This is a genomic window from Kitasatospora sp. NPDC051984 (assembly GCF_044593455.1).
Classification (GTDB): domain Bacteria; phylum Actinomycetota; class Actinomycetes; order Streptomycetales; family Streptomycetaceae; genus Kitasatospora.
In genome coordinates this window covers 75,591-96,514 of sequence record NZ_JBIUCB010000025.1, presented here as the reverse complement: position 1 = coordinate 96,514, position 20,924 = coordinate 75,591, and the positions used below count along the sequence as shown (strand labels likewise).

Here is a 20,924-nt window from a genome sequence, read left to right as displayed (position 1 = left end):
GATGCTCCCCACCGTCGCCCGCGTGCTCGATCTCGACGTGATGCGGCGCGGCCTGCCCCAGGTGGTGGCCGGCGCCTCCGCGCTGGAGCGGCCGGTGCGCTGGGTGCACGTCAGCGAGCTGCCGGACCTGGCGGGGCTGCTGCACGGCGGTGAGCTGGTGCTGTCCACCGGCATCGCGCTCCCGGAGGACCGGGAGGGGCTGGCCCGGTACGTGCGGGAGCTGGCCGAGGTCGGGGTGGCCGGGCTGGTGATCGAGTTCGGCCGGCGCTACTTCGACTCGCTGCCACGCGCGCTGGTGGCGGCCGCCGAGCGTCACAACCTGCCGCTGGTGGTGCTGCGCCGCGAGCTGAAGTTCGTCGCGGTGACCGAGGCGGTGCACGCGCTGGTGGTGAACGCGCAGCTGGAGCAGCTGCGGGTGTCCGAGGCGGTGCACCAGGTGTTCAACGAGCTGGCCACCGAGGGCGCGGAGCCCTCCGAGGTGGTCCGGCAGGTCGGCCGGATGGCGGGCGCGCCGGTGGTGCTGGAGAACCTGGCCCACCAGGTGCTGGCGCACGACACGGCGGGCCGAGGCGAGCAGGAGCTGCTGGAGAACTGGGAGCACCGCTCGCGCGGCGTCCACCCGCCCGGCCGCACCGGCTACGACCCGCGCTCGGGCTGGCTGGTCACCACGGTCGGCGCGCGCGGCCAGGACTGGGGCCGACTGGTACTGGTCGACGAGCCCGCGCCGCTCCCCCGGGACATGCCGCACAAGCACGCGATGCTGCTGGAGCGCGGCGCGGCCACCCTCGCGCTGAACCGGCTGGTGGTCCGCGACCGCGAGTCGCTGGAGCGGCAGACCCACCGCACCCTGCTGTCGGGCATCCTCACCCACGCCCTCACCGTCTCCGAGGTGTCGCTGCGCGCCCAGGCGCTCGGCGTCCCGCTGGAGGGCCGCCGCCTGGTCGGCGTGGTGCTGAGGCAGCGTCAGGGTCCGCTCCCCGCCGCCCTGGAGGCGCAGGCCCGCCTGCGCGACTTCACCGAACTGGCCGCCACCGCGATCCGCTCCGCCCGGCTCTCCGCCCTGGTCGGCGCGCTGGACGACGAGGGCGTGGGCGTCCTGATCGCGCTCGGCTCGCAGCAGGACGAACACACCTCGCTGGAGGCCTTCGCCGCGGCGCTGCGCCGGCTGTCCACCGAGGCCGGCCGGGACGGCGCGGCCGCCGAACCGGTCATAGCGGTCGGCTCCTCGGTGGGCTCGGTCCGCGACGCCCGCCGCGCCCTGCTGGAAGCCACCCAGGTCGCCGACGCCGCCCTGCACGACGCCCCCGGCAGCCGGGCCGCCTACTACCGCCTCCCCGACGTCCGCCTGCGCGGCCTCCTGCACCTGCTGCGCGACGACGAGCGCCTGCAGACCTACGTGGAACGCGAGCTCGGCCCCCTCCTCGCCCACGACGCCGAACACGGCGGCCAGTTGGTGCAGATGCTGCGCATCTACCTGGAACAGGGCCGCAACAAGTCCGCCGCCGCGGACGCCGCCCACCTGTCCCGCCCGTCCTTCTACGACCGCCTCCACAAGGTCGAACGCATCCTCGGCGTCGACCTGGACCAGGTGGAGTCCTGCCTCTCCCTGCACGTCGCACTGCTGGCGCTGGACGCGGTGCGCCGCTGACACGATGTCAGCGACGCACCCTGGAATCAGCGCGGTCCGAGGGCGACCAGCCCGGCGAGTTCCTCCTCGTAGATCTCCAGCGCGGCCAGCGAGCCGTCCGCGAGGTGCAGGTCGGCGCGGTTGGAGAGCCAGGTGTGCCGGGGCTCGACCCGGACCAGGTGGGCGTAGGGCAGGTCGCCGAGGGCGTACATGGTGCGGCTGTTGACCGCGGTGGCGGCCAGTAGAATCCGCCGGTCGGTGAAGACCATCAGCACGTCGTCGTTGTCGAAGTCGCCATGGGCGGAACGCACCGCGATGACGAACTGTCCGGCTTGACTCTGCCAGCCGCGGGTAAGACCGCGGCCGCGGAAGAGCCGGCGGAAGGTGCGGATCAGGCCCCAGGTGCAGTCCTCGACCAGGTCGGAGAGGAACCCTCCGAAGTCGAGCACCACGGACAGGCAGCCGACCCCGGCCTCGGCGCCCCGCCCGAAGCGCTCCTTACGGTAGCGGCGCGGGGGGCGGCGGATCAGGTCGCAGAGGTCGGCGTCCACGATGCCGCGCACCTGCTCGCCGGGGGCGAGCAGGTGGACGATCTCCGACAGGTGCTGTCCGCCGTACTGGACGGTGCCGTACGTCGGCGGGGTGTCGTACGGGAGATGGTTCATCCGAAAGCCTCCTCGATGCGGTTCTTCGGAACCCGGTAGGGCTGATGCTTGCCGGGACCGTCGAGGGCGCCGGTGACCGTGTCGACGTTGCGGTCGTCGCGGAAGGTGTCCCCGAGCAGGCCGCCGTAGTCGCCCGCACCGACACCGGCGCCGATCACCGCCTTGGTGCCGCCCTTGATCGGGGAGAACACCTGCTTGACTCCGATCTGCACGCCCGCCTTCAACAGGCGCTCCTCCAGCGGCAGGTCATCGGCGTTCTTGATCACACCCCAGCCGGCCTTCAAGGGCTTCTTGCCCATCTTGCGGACCGCCTTGGCCGCCTCCGTCGCCTTCTGCAGGCCCTTACGGTTGCGGTCGATGGTGCGCAGGTCCTTGACAGCCTTCTGAAGCGTCCTCAGCGCCTTGGCGAGGTCGACCGAGACCTTCTCGACCCGAGCGATGAAGATCGCGATCTCGGCCTCGGCGACCAAGGCCTCCACGATGGTGGCCAGGCCGACCGTGACGATGTCGATGACCACCATGACGGCCAGGCTGACGATCAGGGTCTCGATCGCCTCCCGGATGATGCCGATCACCAGGTTCTCGGCGAGCTGGCACTGGGCCGCGCCCTGCCCGATGATCTGTGCGACCTGCTCCATGTCGGCCGCGGTCGCGTCGATGCTCTCGACCACCTCGCCCATGTATCCGGCAAAGGATACGGAGGCGCCGCCGCGCCAGTCCTCGGCCAGCGGTGCGGCGCCGGCCCGCAGATCTGCGGCAATGGCGCGCATCTCCTTGGCCTGGGCCTGCCACTCCTGGGCGGCGGCGGTCAGTTCGGCCAGGTTGCCGGTGACCTTCTCCAGCATGCCCATGAGGCCGGTGGCGTCGAGCGCGGCCTTGACGATGTGGTCGAGACCGGCGTCCAGCCCCTCGCTGACCGGGTTGCTCAGGTCTGGCAATGGCGCGGTGATCACGTCGACCCGGTCCCGGGTCCACTTGTAGGCCTCGCCGACCTGGCCGAAGTCGTTGATCGCGAGCCTGCTCACGGCTGGCCCCCCAGTCCGACTGCGAGTTCCTCGTCGGTGTCCCGATAGTGCCCGGCCACCCCGTGCAGCGCCTCCCCAGCGCCGTCGAGCAGTTCCGTCAGGTCGGTGAAGTTCTGCCCCTCGGCCTGCGCGTGCTCCAGGTACGCCTGGTGCAGCGATCCGGAGCCGGGCAGCTTGCCGAAGTCCTCCGGGGCCAGCGGGAAGCCCGCGAGCCTGGAGCGCACCGCTTCGACCCGAGCAATCTGATCGTGGATCAGTTGCCCGTACCTCTCCAACTGTTCCGGATGAACCTGAAAGCCCTGTCCCCCCATGATTCCCCCAAGATCGTGCCAAGTTTAAGCCGATCATCATACATATCTGCGCGTCGTGTGCTGACTTCAGCACGAAGGGGCCCCGGGCGGTCGCCCGGGGCCCCTTCGTTGCCAACATGTCGTCAGATCACGTGCGCGTCCGTGAGGGTGAGCACCTCGTCGAGGACGGCCAGGCCGGTCTTGGCGTCCTCCTCGCTGATGTTGCACGGCGGGACCACGTGGAAGCGGTTCATGTTGGTGAACGGCCACAGGCCGCGCTGCTTGCAGGCCGCGGCGAGCTGCGCCATCGGCGCGTTGTCGGCGCCGGCCGCGTTGTAGGGCACCAGCGGCTCGCGGGTCTCACGGTTCTTCACCAGGTCGAGCGCCCAGAACACGCCGAGGCCGCGGACCTCGCCGATCGAGGGGTGCCGCTCCGCCAGCTCGCGCAGGCCGGGGCCGAGCACGTTCTCGCCGATGTGCTTGGCGTTCTCCACGATGCCCTCCTCGGCCATCGTGTTGATCGTGGCCACGGCGGAGGCGCAGGCCAGCGGGTGGCCGGAGTAGGTGAGGCCGCCCGGGAACGCCTTCTGCGCGAAGGTCTCGGCGATCGCCCCGGAGATCGCCACGCCGCCGAGCGGCAGGTAGCCGGAGTTGACGCCCTTGGCGAAGGTCAGCAGGTCGGGGGTGATGCCCCAGTGGTCGGCGGCGAACCACTCGCCGGTGCGGCCGAACCCGGCCATCACCTCGTCCAGGATGAACACGATCCCGTACTTGTCGCAGATCTCCCGCACGCCCGCCAGGTAGCCGGCCGGCGGCACCAGGATGCCCGCGGTGCCGACCACGGTCTCCAGGATGATCGCCGCGACGGTACCGGGGCCCTCGAACGCGAGGGTCTGCTCCAGGTGCGCGAGCGCACGCTCGCACTCCTGCGCCTCGTTCTCGGCGTGGAAGTTCGAGCGGTAGGCGTACGGGCCCCAGAAGTGCACGATGCCGGAGACGCCGGCCTCGTTCGCCCAGCGGCGCGGGTCGCCGGTCAGGGCGATCGCGTTGGCGGTGGCGCCGTGGTACGAGCGGTAGGTGGAAAGCACCTTGTGCCGGCCGGTGTGCAGCCGGGCCATCCGGATCGCGTTCTCGTTCGCCTCGGCGCCGCCGTTGGTGAAGAAGATCTTGTCCAGGTCGCCGGGGGTGCGCTCGGCGATCAGCCGCGCGGCCTCGCTGCGCGACTCCTCGGCGAAGCCCGGGGCGATGGTGCACAGCTGGGCGGCCTTCGCCTGGATCGCGGCGACCACCTTCGGGTGCTGGTGACCGATGTTGGTGTTCACCAGCTGCGAGGAGAAGTCCAGGTAGCGGTTGCCGTCGTAGTCCCAGAAGTAGGAGCCCTCGGCACCGGCCACCGCGAGGGGGTCGATCAGTGCTTGGGCGGACCACGAGTGGAAGACGTGCGCACGATCGGCGGCCTTGACGGCCTGCCCGGCGACCGAGTCAGCGGTGGGAGTGCTCATGCGCCCAGCGTAGGGAGCCGGCTCCTCCCGGGGCAGCTGCATCGTGTCACGGAGCTCGTGTCGCACCCTGACAACGTGAAGGGGCGCGAGGAACTGCGCGCCCGACCATGCACTCACGTAGAGCGATGATCGGTGGCCCAGTTCCTCGCGCCCCTCTTCCGTCCGCTACCGCGTCAGATCGCGGTCATGACGTGCTTGATCCGGGTGTAGTCCTCGAAGCCGTAGGACGACAGGTCCTTGCCGTAGCCGGACTTCTTGAAGCCACCGTGCGGCATCTCGGCGACCAGCGGGATGTGGGTGTTGATCCACACCGCGCCGAAGTCCAGGCGGCGGGACATCCGCATCGCGCGGGCGTGGTCCTTGGTCCACACCGAGGAGGCGAGCGCGAACTCGACGCCGTTGGCGTAGTTGACGGCCTGCTCCTCGTCGGTGAACTTCTGCACGGTGATGACCGGGCCGAAGACCTCGTTCTGGATGATCTCGTCGTCCTGCTTCAGGCCGGAGACCACGGTCGGCGCGTAGAAGTAGCCGACCTCGCCGACCCGGTGACCGCCGGCCTCGACCTTGGCGTGCTCGGGCAGGCGCTCGATGAAGCCGGTGACCTGCTTCAGCTGGTTGGCGTTGTTGAGCGGGCCGTAGAGCACGTCCTCGTCGTCCACGCCACCGGTCTTGATGTCCTTGGCGGCCTTGGCGAGCGCCTCGACGAACGCGTCGTGGATCGACTCGTGCACCAGCACGCGGGTGGCGGCGGTGCAGTCCTGGCCGGCGTTGAAGTAGCCGGCGACCGAGATGCCCTCGACGGCCTCGGCGATGTCGGCGTCGTCGAAGACCACCACGGGGGCCTTGCCGCCGAGCTCCAGGTGGACGCGCTTGACGTCCTTCGCGGCGGACTCGGCGACCTGCATGCCGGCCCGGACCGAGCCGGTGATGGAGGCCATCGCCGGGGTGTGGTGCTCGACCATCAGGCGGCCGGTCTCACGGTCGCCGCAGATCACGTTGAAGATGCCGGCCGGCAGCTCCATCTCCTTCAGCACGCCGCCGATGATCTCGGCCAGCAGCACGGTGGAGGCGGGGGTGGTGTCGGACGGCTTGAGCACCACGGCGTTGCCCGCGGCAATCGCCGGGGCGAACTTCCACACGGCCATCATCATCGGGTAGTTCCACGGCGCGACCTGCGCGCAGACGCCGACCGGCTCGCGCCGGATGATCGAGGTCATCCCGTCCATGTACTCGCCCGCGGCCTTGCCCTCCAGCAGGCGGGCGGCGCCGGCGAAGAAGCGCAGCTGGTCGACCATCGGGCCGATCTCCTCGGAGAGGGTCAGCGCGCGCGGCTTGCCGGTGTTGCGGACCTCGGCGTCGACGATCTCGTCGGCCCGGGCCTCGACCGCGTCGGCGATCTTGAGCAGCAGCTTCTGCCGGGTGGACGGGGTGGAGTCCCGCCAGATCGGGAACGCGGCGGCCGCGGCCTCCATCGCGGCGTCCACGTCGGCGGCACCGGACAGCGGGGAGGTCGCGTACACCTCACCCGTGGTCGGGTCGACGATGTCGAGGGTGCGGCCGTCCGCCGCGTCGACGAACTCACCGTTGATGTAGTTGCGCAGCGTACGAAGCTCGCTCACGGGTCTCTCCTCGGTCTGGGCCTGCCTCGTTGCATCCCCGGGCGCCAGATTACTCCGGACCGGCGCAGACACAGCATGTCAGCGACAAGCCACGATCGGCGGTGTGCACGCTCGCGCGTGTACGTCGTCAGACTACCTCCGGCACTGCCGGAATCGACAGGGACCCGCCCGGAGCGCCACGCATTTCGTTCTTGATCATCGAATGGACGACGAAATCAGCAGCATCACCGCTTGCGAATCCTTGCCATGTCGGGCACAGTGTCGGCGTGGCCAACCGTGACCGGAACGCCAGCGTTCCCCTCGACGCCGCCTCCAAGGCGATCATCGAGCAACTCCAGGAGGACGGGCGCCGTCCGTACGCCGCCATCGGCAAGGCTGTAGGCCTGTCCGAGGCGGCCGTTCGACAGCGCGTCCAGAAGCTGCTCGACCAGGGCGTGATGCAGATCGTCGCCGTGACCGATCCCCTCACCGTCGGCTTCACCCGCCAGGCGATGGTGGGCATCCGGGTCGAGGGCGACATCGAGCCGGTCGCGGACGCGCTGGCCGCGTTCGACGAGGTCGACTACGTGGTCTGCACCGCGGGCTCGTTCGACCTCCTCGCAGAGCTGGTGTGCGAGGACGACGAACACCTCCTCGAACTGATCAACAAGCGCATCCGCTCGCTTCCCGGCGTGCGGAGCACCGAGAGCTTCGTTTACCTGAAGCTCCGGAAACAGACCTACACCTGGGGCACCCGATGACAGCCGAGCCGGCGCAGAAGGACCTTTCCAAGACCGCCTACGACCACCTGTGGATGCACTTCACCCGCATGTCGTCGTACGAGAACTCCCCCGTGCCGACGATTGTCCGGGGCGAGGGCACCTACGTCTGGGACGACAAGGGGCGCAAGTACCTCGACGGGCTCGCCGGCCTGTTCGTCGTCCAGGCCGGCCACGGCCGCGAGGAGCTGGCCGAGGCCGCTGCCAAGCAGGCCAAGGAGCTCGCCTTCTTCCCGGTGTGGAGCTACGCCCACCCGAAGGCCGTCGAGCTGGCCGAGCGCCTGGCCAACTACGCCCCGGGCGACCTGAACAAGGTCTTCTTCTCCACCGGTGGCGGCGAGGCCGTCGAGACCGCGTGGAAGCTCGCCAAGCAGTACTTCAAGCTGACCGGCAAGCCGACCAAGTACAAGGTCATCTCCCGCGCGGTCGCCTACCACGGCACCCCGCAGGGCGCCCTGTCGATCACCGGCCTGCCGGGCCTGAAGGCCCCGTTCGAGCCGCTGGTTCCGGGCACCCACAAGGCCCCGAACACCAACATCTACCGCGCCCCGGCCTTCCTCGAGGGCCCCGACGGCACGGTCGACCCCGAGGCCTACGGCCGCTGGTGCGCCGACGAGATCGAGGTGGCCATCCTCAACGAGGGCGCCGAGACCGTCGCCGCCGTCTTCGTCGAGCCGGTGCAGAACGCCGGTGGCTGCTTCCCGCCGCCGCCCGGGTACTTCCAGCGCCTGCGCGAGATCTGCGACCGCCACGACGTGCTGCTGGTCTCGGACGAGGTCATCTGCGCCTTCGGCCGCCTGGGCACCATGTTCGGCGCCGAGAAGTTCAACTACATGCCCGACATGATCACCTGCGCCAAGGGCATGACCTCGGGTTACTCCCCGATCGGCGCCACGATCATCTCGGACCGCCTGGCCGAGCCGTTCTACAAGGGTGACAACACCTTCCTGCACGGCTACACCTTCGGTGGTCACCCGGTGTCCTCCGCGGTGGCGCTGGCCAACCTCGACATCTTCGAGCGTGAGGGCCTGAACCAGCACGTCCTCGACAACGAGTCGAAGTTCCTCGGCACCCTGAACAAGCTGCGCGACCTGCCGATCGTCGGCGACGTTCGCGGTAACGGCTACTTCTACGGCATCGAGCTCGTCAAGGACAAGGTCACCAAGGAGTCGTTCAACGACGAAGAGGTCGAGCGCGTTCTGTACGGCTTCCTGTCGAAGGCGCTGTTCGACAACGGCCTGTACTGCCGTGCCGATGACCGTGGCGACCCGGTCATCCAGCTGGCCCCGCCGCTGATCTCCGACCAGTCGACCTTCGACGAGATCGAGCAGATCCTGCGGACCAGCCTGACCGACGCGTGGGCGAAGATCTGATCACCTGAGCTTTCTTCCCCACCCTCCACCGAAGGGCGGCCCCGACTCCTCACGTCGGGACCGCCCTTCGGCGTATCCGGAAGCAAATCTGCGGGCAACACGCCGCTTTCGCGGCAATTCGCCCCCGTTCGGGCCAGTGCGGCGCACCCGCACCACCGTCCGATCGTTCTAATCTGACGACTGTCATATCCCCGTCGGCACCTGGATGGATCACATGTCAGCGGCCCCGCCCGACAACGACGTGCTCTGGGCCCGAGGGATCGTCAAGTCCCACTACGGCACCCCCGCACTGCGCGGCGTCTCCCTCCGCGTCCGCGAGGGCGAGATGCTCGCCGTCACCGGCCCGCGCGGCTCCGGCAAGTCCACCCTGCTCGGCTGCCTGTCCGCGCAACTCCCGGTCGACGAGGGCGAGGTCTGGTTCCACAGCTCCCCCGTGCACACCCTCGGCCGGGCCGGACGCGAACGGCTGCGCCGCGAACGCTTCGGCTACGTCGGCCCCGAACCGCACCTGGTACCGGAACTGACCGCCCGTGAGAACGTCGCCCTGCCCCTGCTGCTGGCCGGCGCCGGCCACCGGGCCGCCCACCGGGCCGCCACCGAATGGCTCGACCGCCTCGACGTCGCCGACTGCGCCAAGCTCCGGCCCGCCGACCTCCCGCAGGACCGCCGCCAGCGGATCGCCGTCGCCCGCGCCCTCGCCGCCGAGCCGCCCGTGGTCTTCGCCGACGACCCCACCGCGCCGCTGCACCGCGACGCCCGCGAGCAGGTCCTGCGGATACTGACCAGCGCCGCCCGCTCCCACCACCTGACGCTGGTACTCGCCACCCACGACCCGGAACTCGCCCGCTACGCCGACCGCACCGTCCACCTGATCGACGGCCGGATCGCGACCGAAGCCGCCGCCGTCCCCGCCGGGCGCTGAGAGGCCGACGTGTACTATCTCGGACTCGCCCGCGGCTACCGCGCCCCCGACCTGGTCCGCTGGCTGCTCACCGCCACCGCCGCCGCCGTGGTCGCCGCCTTCCTGCTGCGCGCCCTCGGCCGGGCCCTGGCCGAACCCTCCGGCGGCGCCGACCGGCTGCTGTGGTGCCTGCCCCCGCTGGCCGCCGTCGCCTGGTTCGCCGCCGTCGCCGCCCGCGCCGTCCCCGCCCAGCACCCCGAGCGGATCACCGGCCTCACCGCCGCCGGCGCCGGCCCCCGCCGGATCCGGCTGCTGATCGCCGGCGATATCGCCCTCGCCTACGCCCTCGGCTCCGGGCTCACCCTGCTGCTCTTCCTGGTGCTGCGCAACGACATCGCCGGGCCCTCGCTCGCCTCCGACATCGGCCTGGGCATCCCGCTGCCCACCGCCGCACCCGTCACCCTGCTCGCCGTCCCCGCGCTGGTCGCCGGAGTCTCCGCGGCCTGCGCCGTCCGGTTCCCCGACACCCTGCCCGGCCGCCCCGCCGAACCCGCCCCGGCTCGCTGGAGCGCCCGGAGGCTCGCCCTGCCGGGCCCGCTGCTGCTCGCCGGCATCGGCCTCGAACTGTACGGACTGCGGCCCGGCGCCACCGACGCCGAAAAGACCCTCGACCTGCCCGGCGGCCTGCCCGCCACCAGCCCCGCCCTGCTGGCCGGCTGGACGCTCGCCGCCCTCGCGCTCGCCCTGTGGACCGGCCCGCTGCTCGCCCTCGCCGGACGGCTGATGGTGATCCGCCGGCCCGCGCCGATGCGCCTGCTGGCCGGCCGCGCGCTCACCGCCCAGGCACCCCGCCTCGGCACGCCGCTGGCCGTGCTCACCGCGATCGCGGCGCTGCTGCTGGTGGCCGGCCGCGAGTGGGCCCGCGCCGACGCCGACGTCCCCACCCTCACCCTGGTCGAGGGGCTGCTGATCCTGGCCTGCGCCGTCGCCGCGCTCGCCGCCCGGCTGCTGGAACTGCGCGCCGACCGCCGCACCACCCTCGCCACCCTGGACCGGCTCGGCACCCCGCCCGGCCTGCTCACCGGCACCCTCGCCCTGCGCGCCCTCGCCGCCGGCACCGTCCTGCTGGTGACCGGCGGACTGACGCTGGCGCTCTGCCCGCTGAGGTAGCACCCACGAACGCGGAACGCCCCGGTGGTTTCCACCGGGGCGTTCGTGCTGCTGCGGCCTCAGCCCGCCGCGGCCAGCTGACCGCAGGCGCCGTCGATCTCCTGGCCGCGGGTGTCGCGGACGGTGGTCGGCACGCCGTGCGCCTGCAGCCGGCGGACGAACTCGCGCTCGTCCTCCGGGCGGGAGGCCGTCCACTTCGAACCCGGCGTCGGGTTGAGCGGGATCAGGTTCACGTGCACCCGCTGGTTCTTGATCAGCCGGCCGAGCAGGTCCGCCCGCCACGCCTGGTCGTTGATGTCCTTGATCAGCGCGTACTCGATCGACACCCGGCGACCGGACTTCTCCGCGTAGTTCCACGCGGCGTCCAGCACCTCGGCGACCTTCCACCGGGTGTTCACCGGGACCAGCTCGTCCCGCAGCTCGTCGTCGGGGGCGTGCAGCGACAGCGCGAGACGGCAGCTCAGGCCCTCGTCCGCGAACCGGTGCATGGCCGGGACCAGGCCGACCGTGGAGACCGTGATGCCGCGCTGGGAGAGCCCGAAGCCGTCCGGCGCCGGGTCGGTGAGGCGACGGATCGCCGACAGCACCCGGTTGTAGTTCGCCAGCGGCTCGCCCATGCCCATGAACACCACGTTGGACAGCCGGGCCTCGCCGCCGGGAACCGTCCCGGTCTTCAGGTCGCGCATGCCGGCGGCGATCTGCTCGACGATCTCGGCCGTCGACAGGTTCCGGGTCAGCCCGGCCTGGCCGGTCGCGCAGAACGGGCAGTTCATGCCGCAGCCGGCCTGCGAGCTGATGCACATCGTCACCCGGTCCGGGTACCGCATCAGCACCGACTCGACCAGCGTGCCGTCGAACAGCTTCCACAGCGTCTTGCGGGTCGCGTCGTCGTCGCACGACACGTGCCGCACCACCGACATCAGCTCGGGCAGCAGCGCTTCGGTCAGCTTGCCCCGGCTGGCCGCCGGAATGTCCGTCCAGCTCTCCGGGTCGTTCGACATCCGGCCGAAGTAGTGGTTCGACAGCTGCTTCGCGCGGAACGGCTGTTCGCCCAGCTCGGCGACGGCCTCCTTGCGCTCGGCAGGGCTGAGGTCGGCAAGGTGTCGCGGGGGCTTGGCGCCACGCGGCGCGACAAAGGTCAGTTCTCCGGGCTTAGGCATGGTTCATCCAGTGTCGCAGACCGCGGACCCTGCCCCGTCGCTACCTCTTCGCCGCCCGGTACCGCTTGAGCAGCGCCGTCAGCGTCGGATGGTCGACTCCCGCGTTCAGGCCCGCCACCAGATCGTCCGGGCACAGCTCGTACAGGTCTCCCCACCACCGCCGCGACCGGTTGTCCCAGATCCGGTACCCGCCCGGGACGCCGCGTGCCACGTACCGCCGTCTGCTCATCGCACCCCCTATGCCACAGCGGACGGTAGCGGGCCGACGGCCCGCGCTCAACCGAAAAACGGCCCCCGGAAACCGGAGGCCGTAGCGGTCGCGCGCGCGTCAGTTGCCGACGAAGACCGTGAGCAGCAGCCAGACCACCGGGGCGGTCGGGAGCAGCGAGTCCAGGCGGTCCATGATGCCGCCGTGGCCGGGGAGCAGGGTGCCCATGTCCTTGATGCCGAGGTCGCGCTTGATCATGGACTCGGCGAGGTCGCCGAGGGTCGCGGTGACGGCCGCGCAGCCGCCCAGGATCAGGCCCTGCCACCAGGCGCCGCCGTCGATCAGGAAGTGCATCAGCAGCGCGCCGGCGATCATCGACAGGCCGATGCCGCCCGCCAGGCCCTCGCGGGTCTTGCCGGGGCTGATGGTCGGGGCGAGCTTGGTCCGCCCGAACTTGTAGCCGACGGCGTACGCGCCGGTGTCCGAACAGATCGTGACGACCAGGAACAGCAGGATCCGCCAGGCGCCGTCCTCGGCGGACAGCATCAGCGCGACGAAGGTCGCCAGGAAGGGCACGTAGAACGCGGTGAACACACCTGCCGTTATGTCGCGCAGGTAGTTCTCCGGCGGCGTGGACATCCGGGCGACCATCATCGCCAGGCCGGTCAGCGCCAGGATCGCGGCGGCCCACTGGCCGCCCTCGAAGTAGCCGGTCACCACCATGCCGACGCCGCCGACCAGCAGCGGGATCTGCGGGACGTGGATGTCCTTGCGTTCGGCGAGCCGGCTGGTGAGCTCCCAGATGCCGACGGCGACGGCGGCGGCCACCACCACCATGAAGACCGCCTTGACCACGAACAGCGAGGCCGCGATCACCGCCCCGAGGCCGACTCCCACACCTATCGCGGCGGGCAGGTTGCGGCCGCCGCGCGGCTTGCGGGGCTGCTGGTCGGTTTGGGCCACGGAGGTCTCCTGGGCGGGGGGCATGAACTGAGTCTGTGCCGCGCCGCCCCCTGTGCCATACCGGAGGCCGCCGCGAGTGACCCGTTTGGTGCCGGCCCGGGTCGAGCCGCGCCCCGGGCCGGGCGGACAGAGCCGCCGGACCGGGGCGTACGCGCGGGGTCTGGGGTCAGACCTCCAGCAGCTCGGCTTCCTTGTGCTTGAGCAGCTCGTCGATCTGCGCCACGAACTTGGCGGTCAGGTCGTCGAGCTCCTTCTCGCCGCGGCGGCCGTCGTCCTCGCCGATCTCCTTGTCCTTGACCAGCTTGTCGATCGCGTCCTTCGCCTTGCGGCGGATGGAACGGACCGAGACCTTGGCGTCCTCGCCCTTGCCGCGGGCCTGCTTGATGTACTCGCGGCGGCGCTCCTCGGTGAGCTGCGGGAGCACCACCCGGATGACGGAGCCGTCGTTCGACGGGTTGACGCCCAGGTCCGAGTCGCGGATCGCGGTCTCGATGGCCTTCAGCGCGGTCTTGTCGAACGGGGTGACCATGGCCATCCGCGGCTCCGGGACGGAGAACGAGGCCAGCTGGTTGATCGGCGTCAGGGCGCCGTAGTACTCCGCGACGATCTTGGCGAACATCGCCGGGTGTGCACGGCCGGTACGGATGGCGGCAAGGTCGTCCTTGGCGACCCCGACGGCCTTCTCCATCTTTTCCTCGGCCTCGAGGAGGGTCTCGTCAATCACTGTGTGCTCCCTGTCCGGTTCATCTGCTGTTGTTCCGTACCGGTGCCCCGGACGGCTGTTGCTACTCAGTGCCCCCGGCGGCTAGGCCTGGGCGGAGTCCTCGCTGATGAGTGTGCCGATCTTCTCACCCTTGACCGCACGGGCGATATTGCCTTCGGCGAGCAGCTCGAAGACCAGGATCGGCAGGCGGTTGTCCTTGCACAGGGTGATCGCGGTCAGGTCGGCGACCTTGAGGTCGCGGGAGATCACCTCGGTGTAGTCCAGCGCGTCGAACCGGACCGCGGCGGGGTTGGTGCGCGGGTCGGAGTCGTAGACCCCGTCGACGCCGTTCTTGCCCATCAGCAGGACGTCGGCGTGGATCTCCAGGGCGCGCTGCACGGCGGTGGTGTCGGTGGAGAAGTAGGGCATGCCCATGCCCGCGCCGAAGATCACCACGCGGCCCTTCTCCAGGTGCCGGATGGCGCGCAGCGGCAGGTACGGCTCGGCGACCTGGCCCATCGTGATGGCGGTCTGCACGCGGGTCTCCATGCCCTCCTTGATCAGGAAGTCCTGGAGCGCGAGGCAGTTCATCACGGTGCCCAGCATGCCCATGTAGTCGGAACGGGCCCGGTCCATGCCGCGCTGCTGGAGTTCGGCGCCGCGGAAGAAGTTGCCGCCGCCGATCACGATGGCGACCTCCGTTCCCGCGCGCACCACCGTGGCGATCTCACGGGCGATGGCGTGCACCACGTCCGGGTCGACGCCGAGGCCGCCTCCGCCGGCGAACGCCTCGCCGGACAGCTTGAGCAGTACCCGGCGGCGGGTGCCGTCCGGTGCGGTCTCCTGCGTCTCCTGCATGGACTTTCCCTTCTCCGCCTGCTGGTCAGCAGATCTGCAAGTGCTACTCACGACGCCGGGCGTGCGGGCCCGGTGCCGTGTATACGCGAGGAGGCCACTGCCGCGGGAACCGGTACGGTCTCCTGCACGGCAATGGCCTCCTCGTCGTTCATGGTGCCGACGCCGCCCCCACGGGGTGCTGGAGGGCGCGGTCGGCGCGTTCCTCCGTCCTTACGGACGGGCGTGTCCTCCTACCTTATGTCCGGCCCGGGGCCGGTCCTGGCGGGGAGGAACTGCGCGGAACGGTCTCAGGCGCCGACGCGGAAGCGAACGAAGCGCTTGAGGGTGACGCCGGCCTCTTCGAGGACCTTGGCGACGGACTTCTTGTTGTCCTTGGCGAACGCCTGCTCCAGGACGGCGTTCTCCTTGACGAAGCCGGTCACGCGGCCTTCGACGATCTTCGGCAGGGCAGCCTCGGGCTTGCCCTCCTCGCGCGCGGTGGCCTCGGCGACGCGGCGCTCGTTCTCGAGCTCCTCGGCCGGGATCTCCTCGCGGGAGAGGTACTTCGGCGCGAACGCGGCGATGTGCTGCGCGACGTCCTTGGCGGTCTCGGCGTTCTCCTGGTCGAGCTCGACGAGGACACCGATGGTCGGCGGCAGGTCCGGGTCCGACTTGTGCATGTAGACGCCGACGAAGCCGTCGTTGTCGAACTGCGCGAAGCGACGGAAGACGATCTTCTCGCCCAGGGTCGCGTTGGCCTCGTCCACGAACTGCTGGACGGTCTGGCCCGGGTTGATCTCGGAAGCCAGCGCGGCCTCCAGGTCGGCCGGGGAGGTGGCGGCAACGTGCGCGGCGATCGCGTCGGCGACCTCGACGAACTTGCCACCCTTGGCGACGAAGTCGGTCTCGCAGTTCAGCTCGACCAGAACGCCGGACTTCTTGTCCTCGGCGATCAGCGCGGCGACGGCGCCGTTGGAGGCGTCACGGCCCTCGCGCTTCGCAACGCCCTTCTGGCCCTTGATGCGCAGGAGCTCGACGGCCTTCTGAACGTCGCCCTCGGCCTCGTCCAGAGCCTTCTTGCAGTCCATCATGCCGGCGCCGGTGAGCTCACGGAGCTTCTTGACGTCCGCGGCGGTGAAGTTCGCCATCGTGTGATCTCTTCTCACGTCTCGCGTGTCTGCGTGGGAAAGTGCCGGGGCCCGGGGTGCGGTACCCCGGCACGGGAGAGAGGGGCACCCACCGGCTCAGCCCGGCCGGTGCCCCTCACCCTGGTGGTACGTCAGGCCTGCTCGGCCTCGGCGGCCGGAGCCTCAGCCTCGGCCGGGGCCTCGGCAGCAGCCTCGGCGGCGGGGGCCTCGGCGGCCTTCTCGCCCTCGAGGATCTCCTTCTCCCAGGCGGCCAGCGGCTGGTCGGCGCCCGGCTCGGCCTTCGCGTCGCCCTTGGCGACACCGGCGCGGGACTTCAGGCCCTCGGCGACGGCGTCGGCGATCACGCGGGTCAGCAGGGTGACGGAGCGGATCGCGTCGTCGTTGCCCGGGATCTTGTAGTCGACCTCGTCCGGGTCACAGTTGGTGTCGAGGATGGCGACGACCGGGATGTTGAGCTTCCGGGCCTCGCCGACCGCGATGTGCTCCTTCTTGGTGTCCACGATCCAGACAGCGCTGGGAACGCGCTGCATGTCGCGGATACCGCCGAGGGTCTTCTCCAGCTTGTCGTACTCGCGCTGGAGGACCAGGAGCTCCTTCTTGGTGAGGCCAGAGCCGGCCACATCCGTGAAGTCGATCTCGCCGAGCTCCTTGAGGCGCTGCAGACGCTTGTAGACGGTCGAGAAGTTGGTCAGCATGCCACCCAGCCAGCGCTGGTTGACGTACGGCATGCCCACGCGGGTCGCCTGCTCGGCGATGGCCTCCTGGGCCTGCTTCTTGGTGCCGACGAAGAGGACGCTGCCGCCGTGGGCAACGGTCTCCTTGACGAACTCGAAGGCGCGGTCGATGTAGTTCAGCGACTGCAGGAGGTCGATGATGTAGATGCCGTTGCGCTCCGTGAAGATGAAGCGCTTCATCTTCGGGTTCCAACGACGGGTCTGGTGACCGAAGTGGACGCCGCTCTCCAGCAGCTCCCGCATCGTGACGACGGCCATGTGCCGTACTCCTCTGTGTTTCCCGGCGCGCCGCGAGGCAGGTGCGCTCTGCGGGGTGCCGGGGCTCTCGGTTTGTCCGTGCCGGTCGGGCGACCGTCACGCCTGACGCCCCGACGTGCCAAGCCGCTTGGCCTACTCGGGGCTTGCGGCCTCGGCAGGCTCGGCGGACCGAGCGGCACTCGCACCTTTCGACCGTTCCCCGGAGGGGCGGGCCGTCGGTGGCGGGGCGTGCGAAGTCGACCCGGCAGACCGGGTCGCGTGTGAAGTGTACGGGAAGCCCCGAGCGGCGGGCGACTCCGTGCGGTCCCGCCGCCCTGTTCAGCACCGCTACGGGCGGCCCGACGCCCACCGTTCACCCCTGTGGGGGACGGCAGTTGTCCACAGCCCCCGGTTTGTCCACAGCCTCCGGAATCGGCGGGCGACGCCGACGCTCCGACCTCCATGGTGGGGTCGCGCCTGCTGAGCGGGCTTGTCGTGGTTTGCGCCGGGTGCTGGCGCTGTGCCGGTTTCGTCGCGTTGAGGGAGGTTGGCGTGGGGTGCGGGCGGGGTTCGTTCAGGCGGGTGGCGGTTCGCGTCGGTGTGGTGCTGGTGATGGCGGGTCTTGCGTCCGCGATCACCGGTGGGAACGGGTCGGGGAGCCCGGTGGCGGTGGTCCCGATGGGGTTCTCCGCGGCGGCGGGGCCGGGGGCGGTACGGCTCGGGACGGCCGGGCCGGGGCCGGGGAGGGTGTGGCCGGTGGGTGGTCGGTCCGGGTTGCTGCGGCGGTTCGATCCGCCTCCGGTGCGCTGGGCGGCCGGGCATCGCGGCGTCGACCTGGCAGCCGCGGCCGGTACGGCGGTGCGGGCGGCCGCGCCCGGCGTGGTGACGTTCTCCGGGCAGGTGGCCGGCCGCCCGATCGTGGTGGTCACCCACACCGGCTCGGGCGCTCCCCCGCTGCGGACCACCTACCTCCCGGTGGCCGGGTCCGTCCCGGTCGGCGCTGCGGTCGCGGCGGGCGAACCGATCGGCGAACTGACCGCCGACTCCGGGCACTGCCCCGTCGACTGCCTGCACTGGGGCCTGCTCCGCGGCACCCGCTACCTCGATCCACTCGCCCTGCTCGGCACCGGCCGGGCCCGCTTGCTGCCGCTCGACTCCCCCGAGGCCGGATCAGCCCGCGCCCGAACCGGAGTCCGCGTCGACCCCGGCGGTTCCCGCGGCACCGGACCGGAGGCCGTCCAGAGCGAACCGCACCGCGGCGTCGGCGATCTCCGGCACCTCGGCAGCCTCCCGGGCCCGCTCGATCTGGCGGACCGCCGCCTCCACCACGCCCTGCAGCAGCGAAGCCGCGACGGCCGGTCCGGTGTGGCCGAGTTCCTCCAAGGTGCGCACCACCAGCGCGGTCAGGCCGGTGTGCGCGGCCCTGATCCGCGCCCGCGCCGCGTCGTCGAGTTCGTACTCGGCGACAGCCACCAGGGCGCGGTGCACCGGATCGGTGGCCAGCGCGACCTGCCCCCGGACGTACGCCTCGATCCGCTCGGCCGGACCGTCGCAGGCCGCCATGCCGGCTTCGATCTCGGCGGCCCACAGCGGGAGGTCCACCGCGCACAGGGCTTCCACCAGCTCCGACTTGGACCGGAAGTACTCGTACACCGAGGACCTGGCCAGGCCGGCCCGCGCGGCGAGGGCACCGAAGCTCAGCGCCTCCCTGCCGCCCTCCGCCAACAGGACGCGCGCGGCGTCCAACAGTGCTGCCTGCTGCAACTGTCGATGCTCGGCCACCGTGGCCGCCCGGATTTTCGGCACGCACCAACTCTACGGACGCCAACGGCCGACGGGGGCGCACACCGCGTACCCGCCGATCCGCCGACCTCGCGAGCCGTCCCCGCCTTCGCATCCTCGTCTCAGCGGGCGTCGGACATCTTCGCCCGCAGTTGCAGCACCGACTTGGTGTGGATCTGGCTGACCCGGCTCTCGGTCACCCCGAGCACCTGGCCGATCTCGGCGAGCGTCAGGCCCTCGTAGTAGTAGAGCGTCACCACCGTCTTCTCTCGTTCGGGCAGGGTGTTGACCGCCGAGGCCAGCAGGCGGCGCAGCTCGCGGTCCTCGGCGATCTCGACCGGGTTGTCGGCACCGTGGTCCGGCAGCGTCTCCATCAGAGTCAGCCGGTCACCGCTCTCGCCCGCCGAGTGCAGCAGTTCGTCGAGCGCCACCACGTTGGCCAGCGACAGCTGACTGAAGATGGTGTGCAGCTCGTCCAGCGCGATGCCCATCTCCGCCGCCACCTCGGGGTCGTGCGGCGTCCGCCGCAGCCGGGCCTCCAAGGTGGCGTAGGCCCGCTCGACCGCCTTCGCCTTCTGCCGCACCGACCGCGGGATCCAGTCCAGCGCCCGCAGCTCGTCGATGATCGCGCCGCGGATCCGGCTGATCGCGTAGGTCTCGAACTTGATCGCCCGATCGATGTCGAACTTCTCGATGGCGTCGATCAGCCCGAAGACCCCCGAGGACACGAAGTCCGCCTGCTCCACATTGGCCGGCAGTCCGACCCCGACCCGGCCCGCGACGTACTTCACCAGCGGCGAGTAGTGCAGGATCAGCTGGTCGCGCAGCCCCTGGGCGCCCGTCTCCTTGTACGAACGCCACAGCATCTGGAGCGCCGACTGGTCCGCCCCGCCCTTTGTGCTACCCCGACTCGCCGCCGCTGTCTTCCCCTCAGCCTCCGCACCCTCGGGCCCGGCACCACCCACCGTGGGCGCCGCCGCCGGCGCAGGCACCACCGCGCCAACACGCGCGCCCGGCCCGGCCTCCGCATTCGCCAAGCCCTCGCCGTCCGCGGACGCGGGTGCCGCGGACGCGGGTGCCGCAGTCGCCGGCGTCGCAGTCGCCGGCGTCTCGGACACGGGAGTCGCGGACACGGGCGCAGGCCTGGACGTCGACGCCGAGGCCGGCCCGGGCAGCGCGACCGGCCGCAGACCGACCGGCGGCGGCTCGGCCAGAAGCTGGGGCTGAGGCTGCGACTCGCCCTGCCCAGGCTCCGGCGCCGTTGCCGACTCGGCGGCTGCCGCATCCGAGGAACGTTCCGCCTCCGGCCCGCCCGTCTGTCGGCGAACCTGCGAACTCCGGGCGGGAAGCTCCCCCGGCTTCACCTTCGAACGCGCGCCGCGCCTGGACTGGCCCCGCACCGGCCTGGCGTTCGCGGGCGACGCGTCGACGAAGGAGGCACCCGCCGCCTGCGCTTCGGCCGCAGCCCGCCCGGGCGTCGGCCCATCGTCGCCCTGGCCTTCGCCGAGCTGACTGCCGCCCGGCTGGTCGGCGCCCGGCTGATCGGCGCCCGGCTGATCGGTGCCCGGCTGATCGGCACTCCCCCCACCGACCGGCGCCAGCCCACCCGGCGGGGTGCTGGTGGTCTCCTCCCCGCGCGGCCTCGGTTTGGCCACACTGGACGGCACTGCTTGTGGGCAGGGCAGCAACTGGCCGGGCCGTTCGATGGACGGGCGCGCTGGGGACTGCCGGTCCGACGGCCCCAGCGGGACGGGAGGACGGGGAAGGGGCGAGGGCGAAGCGGGACGGGCCTGGGACTGTGGGGTCGCGGTCGGGGGATTGCCCGGCCTCGCCATTCCCACGACTCCCGAGGGCCTGGCCCGCAGCTCCGCGGCGTTGCGGGTCTCGGCCCCGGTCCCGTCCGGGGACCGACCGTCACCGGTCACCCTGTGTCCGGGAATGTGAGTGGGCATGCGTTGGTCTGCGCCGTTCTGCCGAGTCATGTGCTGATAGGGACGCCATAAGGGAGCGTAGCGTGACCAAGTCGCTGCACAGTGCTACCGCCACTCGGGCGTCGCCCGATCCGGTGGCAGCAACGGGCTCCACCGGCGCGTCGCGGGTCGGGGCCCGGCCGGCTGCCGGGCACCCCACCTCCGCCGAGCCGCCGACCAGCACAGACCTCCCTCAACACGTCGGAATCTTTGCGTCACTCCCGCTCGCCGCTGTCGCCCTCCCGGGCTCAC

At 71.1% G+C, this 20,924-nt stretch carries 19 protein-coding genes and 1 pseudogene; 6 read left to right on the top strand and 14 right to left on the bottom strand.

All coding sequences use genetic code 11. From position 1 onward, the window contains the following. The first annotated feature begins 1 nt into the window (after position 1). Positions 2-1,648, top strand: coding sequence for a PucR family transcriptional regulator (locus tag ACIHEI_RS31875; protein WP_392955362.1), 1,647 nt, complete (start codon positions 2-4; stop codon positions 1,646-1,648). A 26-nt stretch (positions 1,649-1,674) separates the two neighbouring features. On the opposite strand, the gene ACIHEI_RS31870 is transcribed toward ACIHEI_RS31875, so the two are convergent. From ACIHEI_RS31870 to ACIHEI_RS31850, 5 genes are all read right to left on the bottom strand, one after another. After that, the gene (locus tag ACIHEI_RS31870) at positions 1,675-2,292 is read right to left on the bottom strand and encodes a hypothetical protein (protein WP_387867678.1); all 618 of its coding nucleotides are present in this window, start codon (positions 2,290-2,292) and stop codon (positions 1,675-1,677) included. After that, positions 2,289-3,245, bottom strand: coding sequence for a WXG100 family type VII secretion target (locus ACIHEI_RS31865; protein WP_396609140.1), 957 nt, complete (start codon positions 3,243-3,245; stop codon positions 2,289-2,291). Before ACIHEI_RS31865 ends, ACIHEI_RS31870 begins: the two co-directional genes overlap by 4 nt. A 68-nt stretch (positions 3,246-3,313) precedes the next feature. After that, complete coding sequence (locus ACIHEI_RS31860; protein ID WP_387649353.1) at positions 3,314-3,541, bottom strand: hypothetical protein; 228 nt, start codon at positions 3,539-3,541, stop codon at positions 3,314-3,316. 209 nt (positions 3,542-3,750) lie between these two features. Further along, complete coding sequence (locus tag ACIHEI_RS31855; protein WP_387867674.1) at positions 3,751-5,109, bottom strand: aspartate aminotransferase family protein; 1,359 nt, start codon at positions 5,107-5,109, stop codon at positions 3,751-3,753. Positions 5,110-5,282: 173 nt separating this feature from the next. Next, a complete protein-coding gene (locus ACIHEI_RS31850; RefSeq protein ID WP_387649349.1) occupies positions 5,283-6,728 on the bottom strand; it encodes a gamma-aminobutyraldehyde dehydrogenase in 1,446 nt (481 codons plus the stop codon). A 266-nt stretch (positions 6,729-6,994) separates the two neighbouring features. On the opposite strand from ACIHEI_RS31850, the gene ACIHEI_RS31845 reads away from it, so the two are divergent. From ACIHEI_RS31845 to ACIHEI_RS31830, 4 genes are all read left to right on the top strand, one after another. Next, on the top strand, positions 6,995-7,468 hold the full coding sequence (locus ACIHEI_RS31845; protein ID WP_014138339.1) for an Lrp/AsnC family transcriptional regulator: 474 nt from the start codon (positions 6,995-6,997) through the stop codon (positions 7,466-7,468). Then, entirely contained in the window at positions 7,465-8,859 is a 1,395-nt protein-coding gene (locus ACIHEI_RS31840) for an aspartate aminotransferase family protein (RefSeq protein ID WP_387649345.1), read from the top strand. The genes ACIHEI_RS31845 and ACIHEI_RS31840 overlap by 4 nt, the downstream gene beginning before the upstream one ends. A gap of 214 nt (positions 8,860-9,073) precedes the next feature. Next, positions 9,074-9,781, top strand: a complete 708-nt coding sequence (locus tag ACIHEI_RS31835) for an ABC transporter ATP-binding protein (protein WP_396609139.1) — start codon at positions 9,074-9,076, stop codon at positions 9,779-9,781. A gap of 9 nt (positions 9,782-9,790) precedes the next feature. Continuing rightward, positions 9,791-10,930, top strand: coding sequence for a hypothetical protein (locus ACIHEI_RS31830; protein ID WP_396609138.1), 1,140 nt, complete (start codon positions 9,791-9,793; stop codon positions 10,928-10,930). A 59-nt stretch (positions 10,931-10,989) separates the two neighbouring features. Here the strand turns inward: ACIHEI_RS31830 and rlmN are convergent, their stop codons facing one another. The 7 genes from rlmN to rpsB form a co-directional block, all read right to left on the bottom strand. Further along, positions 10,990-12,090, bottom strand: coding sequence for a 23S rRNA (adenine(2503)-C(2))-methyltransferase RlmN (rlmN, locus tag ACIHEI_RS31825; RefSeq protein WP_387649339.1), 1,101 nt, complete (start codon positions 12,088-12,090; stop codon positions 10,990-10,992). 40 nt (positions 12,091-12,130) lie between these two features. Continuing rightward, positions 12,131-12,319 (bottom strand): hypothetical protein, encoded by a 189-nt coding sequence (locus ACIHEI_RS31820; protein ID WP_392955349.1) that lies wholly within the window; start codon positions 12,317-12,319, stop codon positions 12,131-12,133. Positions 12,320-12,418: 99 nt separating this feature from the next. Beyond that, positions 12,419-13,285 carry a phosphatidate cytidylyltransferase gene (locus ACIHEI_RS31815; RefSeq protein ID WP_396609137.1) on the bottom strand — a complete coding sequence of 289 codons (867 nt, stop codon included), beginning with the start codon at positions 13,283-13,285 and terminating at the stop codon, positions 12,419-12,421. A gap of 142 nt (positions 13,286-13,427) precedes the next feature. Further along, positions 13,428-13,985 carry a ribosome recycling factor gene (frr, locus tag ACIHEI_RS31810; protein ID WP_014138333.1) on the bottom strand — a complete coding sequence of 186 codons (558 nt, stop codon included), beginning with the start codon at positions 13,983-13,985 and terminating at the stop codon, positions 13,428-13,430. 81 nt (positions 13,986-14,066) lie between these two features. Then, complete coding sequence (pyrH, locus tag ACIHEI_RS31805; protein WP_387649334.1) at positions 14,067-14,822, bottom strand: UMP kinase; 756 nt, start codon at positions 14,820-14,822, stop codon at positions 14,067-14,069. Positions 14,823-15,109: 287 nt separating this feature from the next. Then, the gene (gene tsf, locus ACIHEI_RS31800) at positions 15,110-15,949 is read right to left on the bottom strand and encodes a translation elongation factor Ts (protein WP_387649333.1); all 840 of its coding nucleotides are present in this window, start codon (positions 15,947-15,949) and stop codon (positions 15,110-15,112) included. Between the two features lie 131 nt (positions 15,950-16,080). After that, a complete protein-coding gene (gene rpsB, locus ACIHEI_RS31795) occupies positions 16,081-16,941 on the bottom strand; it encodes a 30S ribosomal protein S2 (protein ID WP_387649330.1) in 861 nt (286 codons plus the stop codon). A 441-nt stretch (positions 16,942-17,382) separates the two neighbouring features. On the opposite strand from rpsB, the pseudogene ACIHEI_RS31790 reads away from it, so the two are divergent. Continuing rightward, positions 17,383-17,970: pseudogene (locus ACIHEI_RS31790) on the top strand (peptidoglycan DD-metalloendopeptidase family protein); the annotation flags it as partial. A gap of 120 nt (positions 17,971-18,090) precedes the next feature. On the opposite strand, the gene ACIHEI_RS31785 reads toward ACIHEI_RS31790, so the two are convergent. Together ACIHEI_RS31785 and whiG are read right to left on the bottom strand one after the other, a co-directional pair. Further along, positions 18,091-18,726, bottom strand: coding sequence for a TetR/AcrR family transcriptional regulator (locus ACIHEI_RS31785; RefSeq protein WP_392955344.1), 636 nt, complete (start codon positions 18,724-18,726; stop codon positions 18,091-18,093). A 98-nt stretch (positions 18,727-18,824) separates the two neighbouring features. Then, on the bottom strand, positions 18,825-19,694 hold the full coding sequence (gene whiG / locus ACIHEI_RS31780) for an RNA polymerase sigma factor WhiG (RefSeq protein ID WP_396609136.1): 870 nt from the start codon (positions 19,692-19,694) through the stop codon (positions 18,825-18,827). Between the last annotated feature and the right edge of the window lie 1,230 nt (positions 19,695-20,924).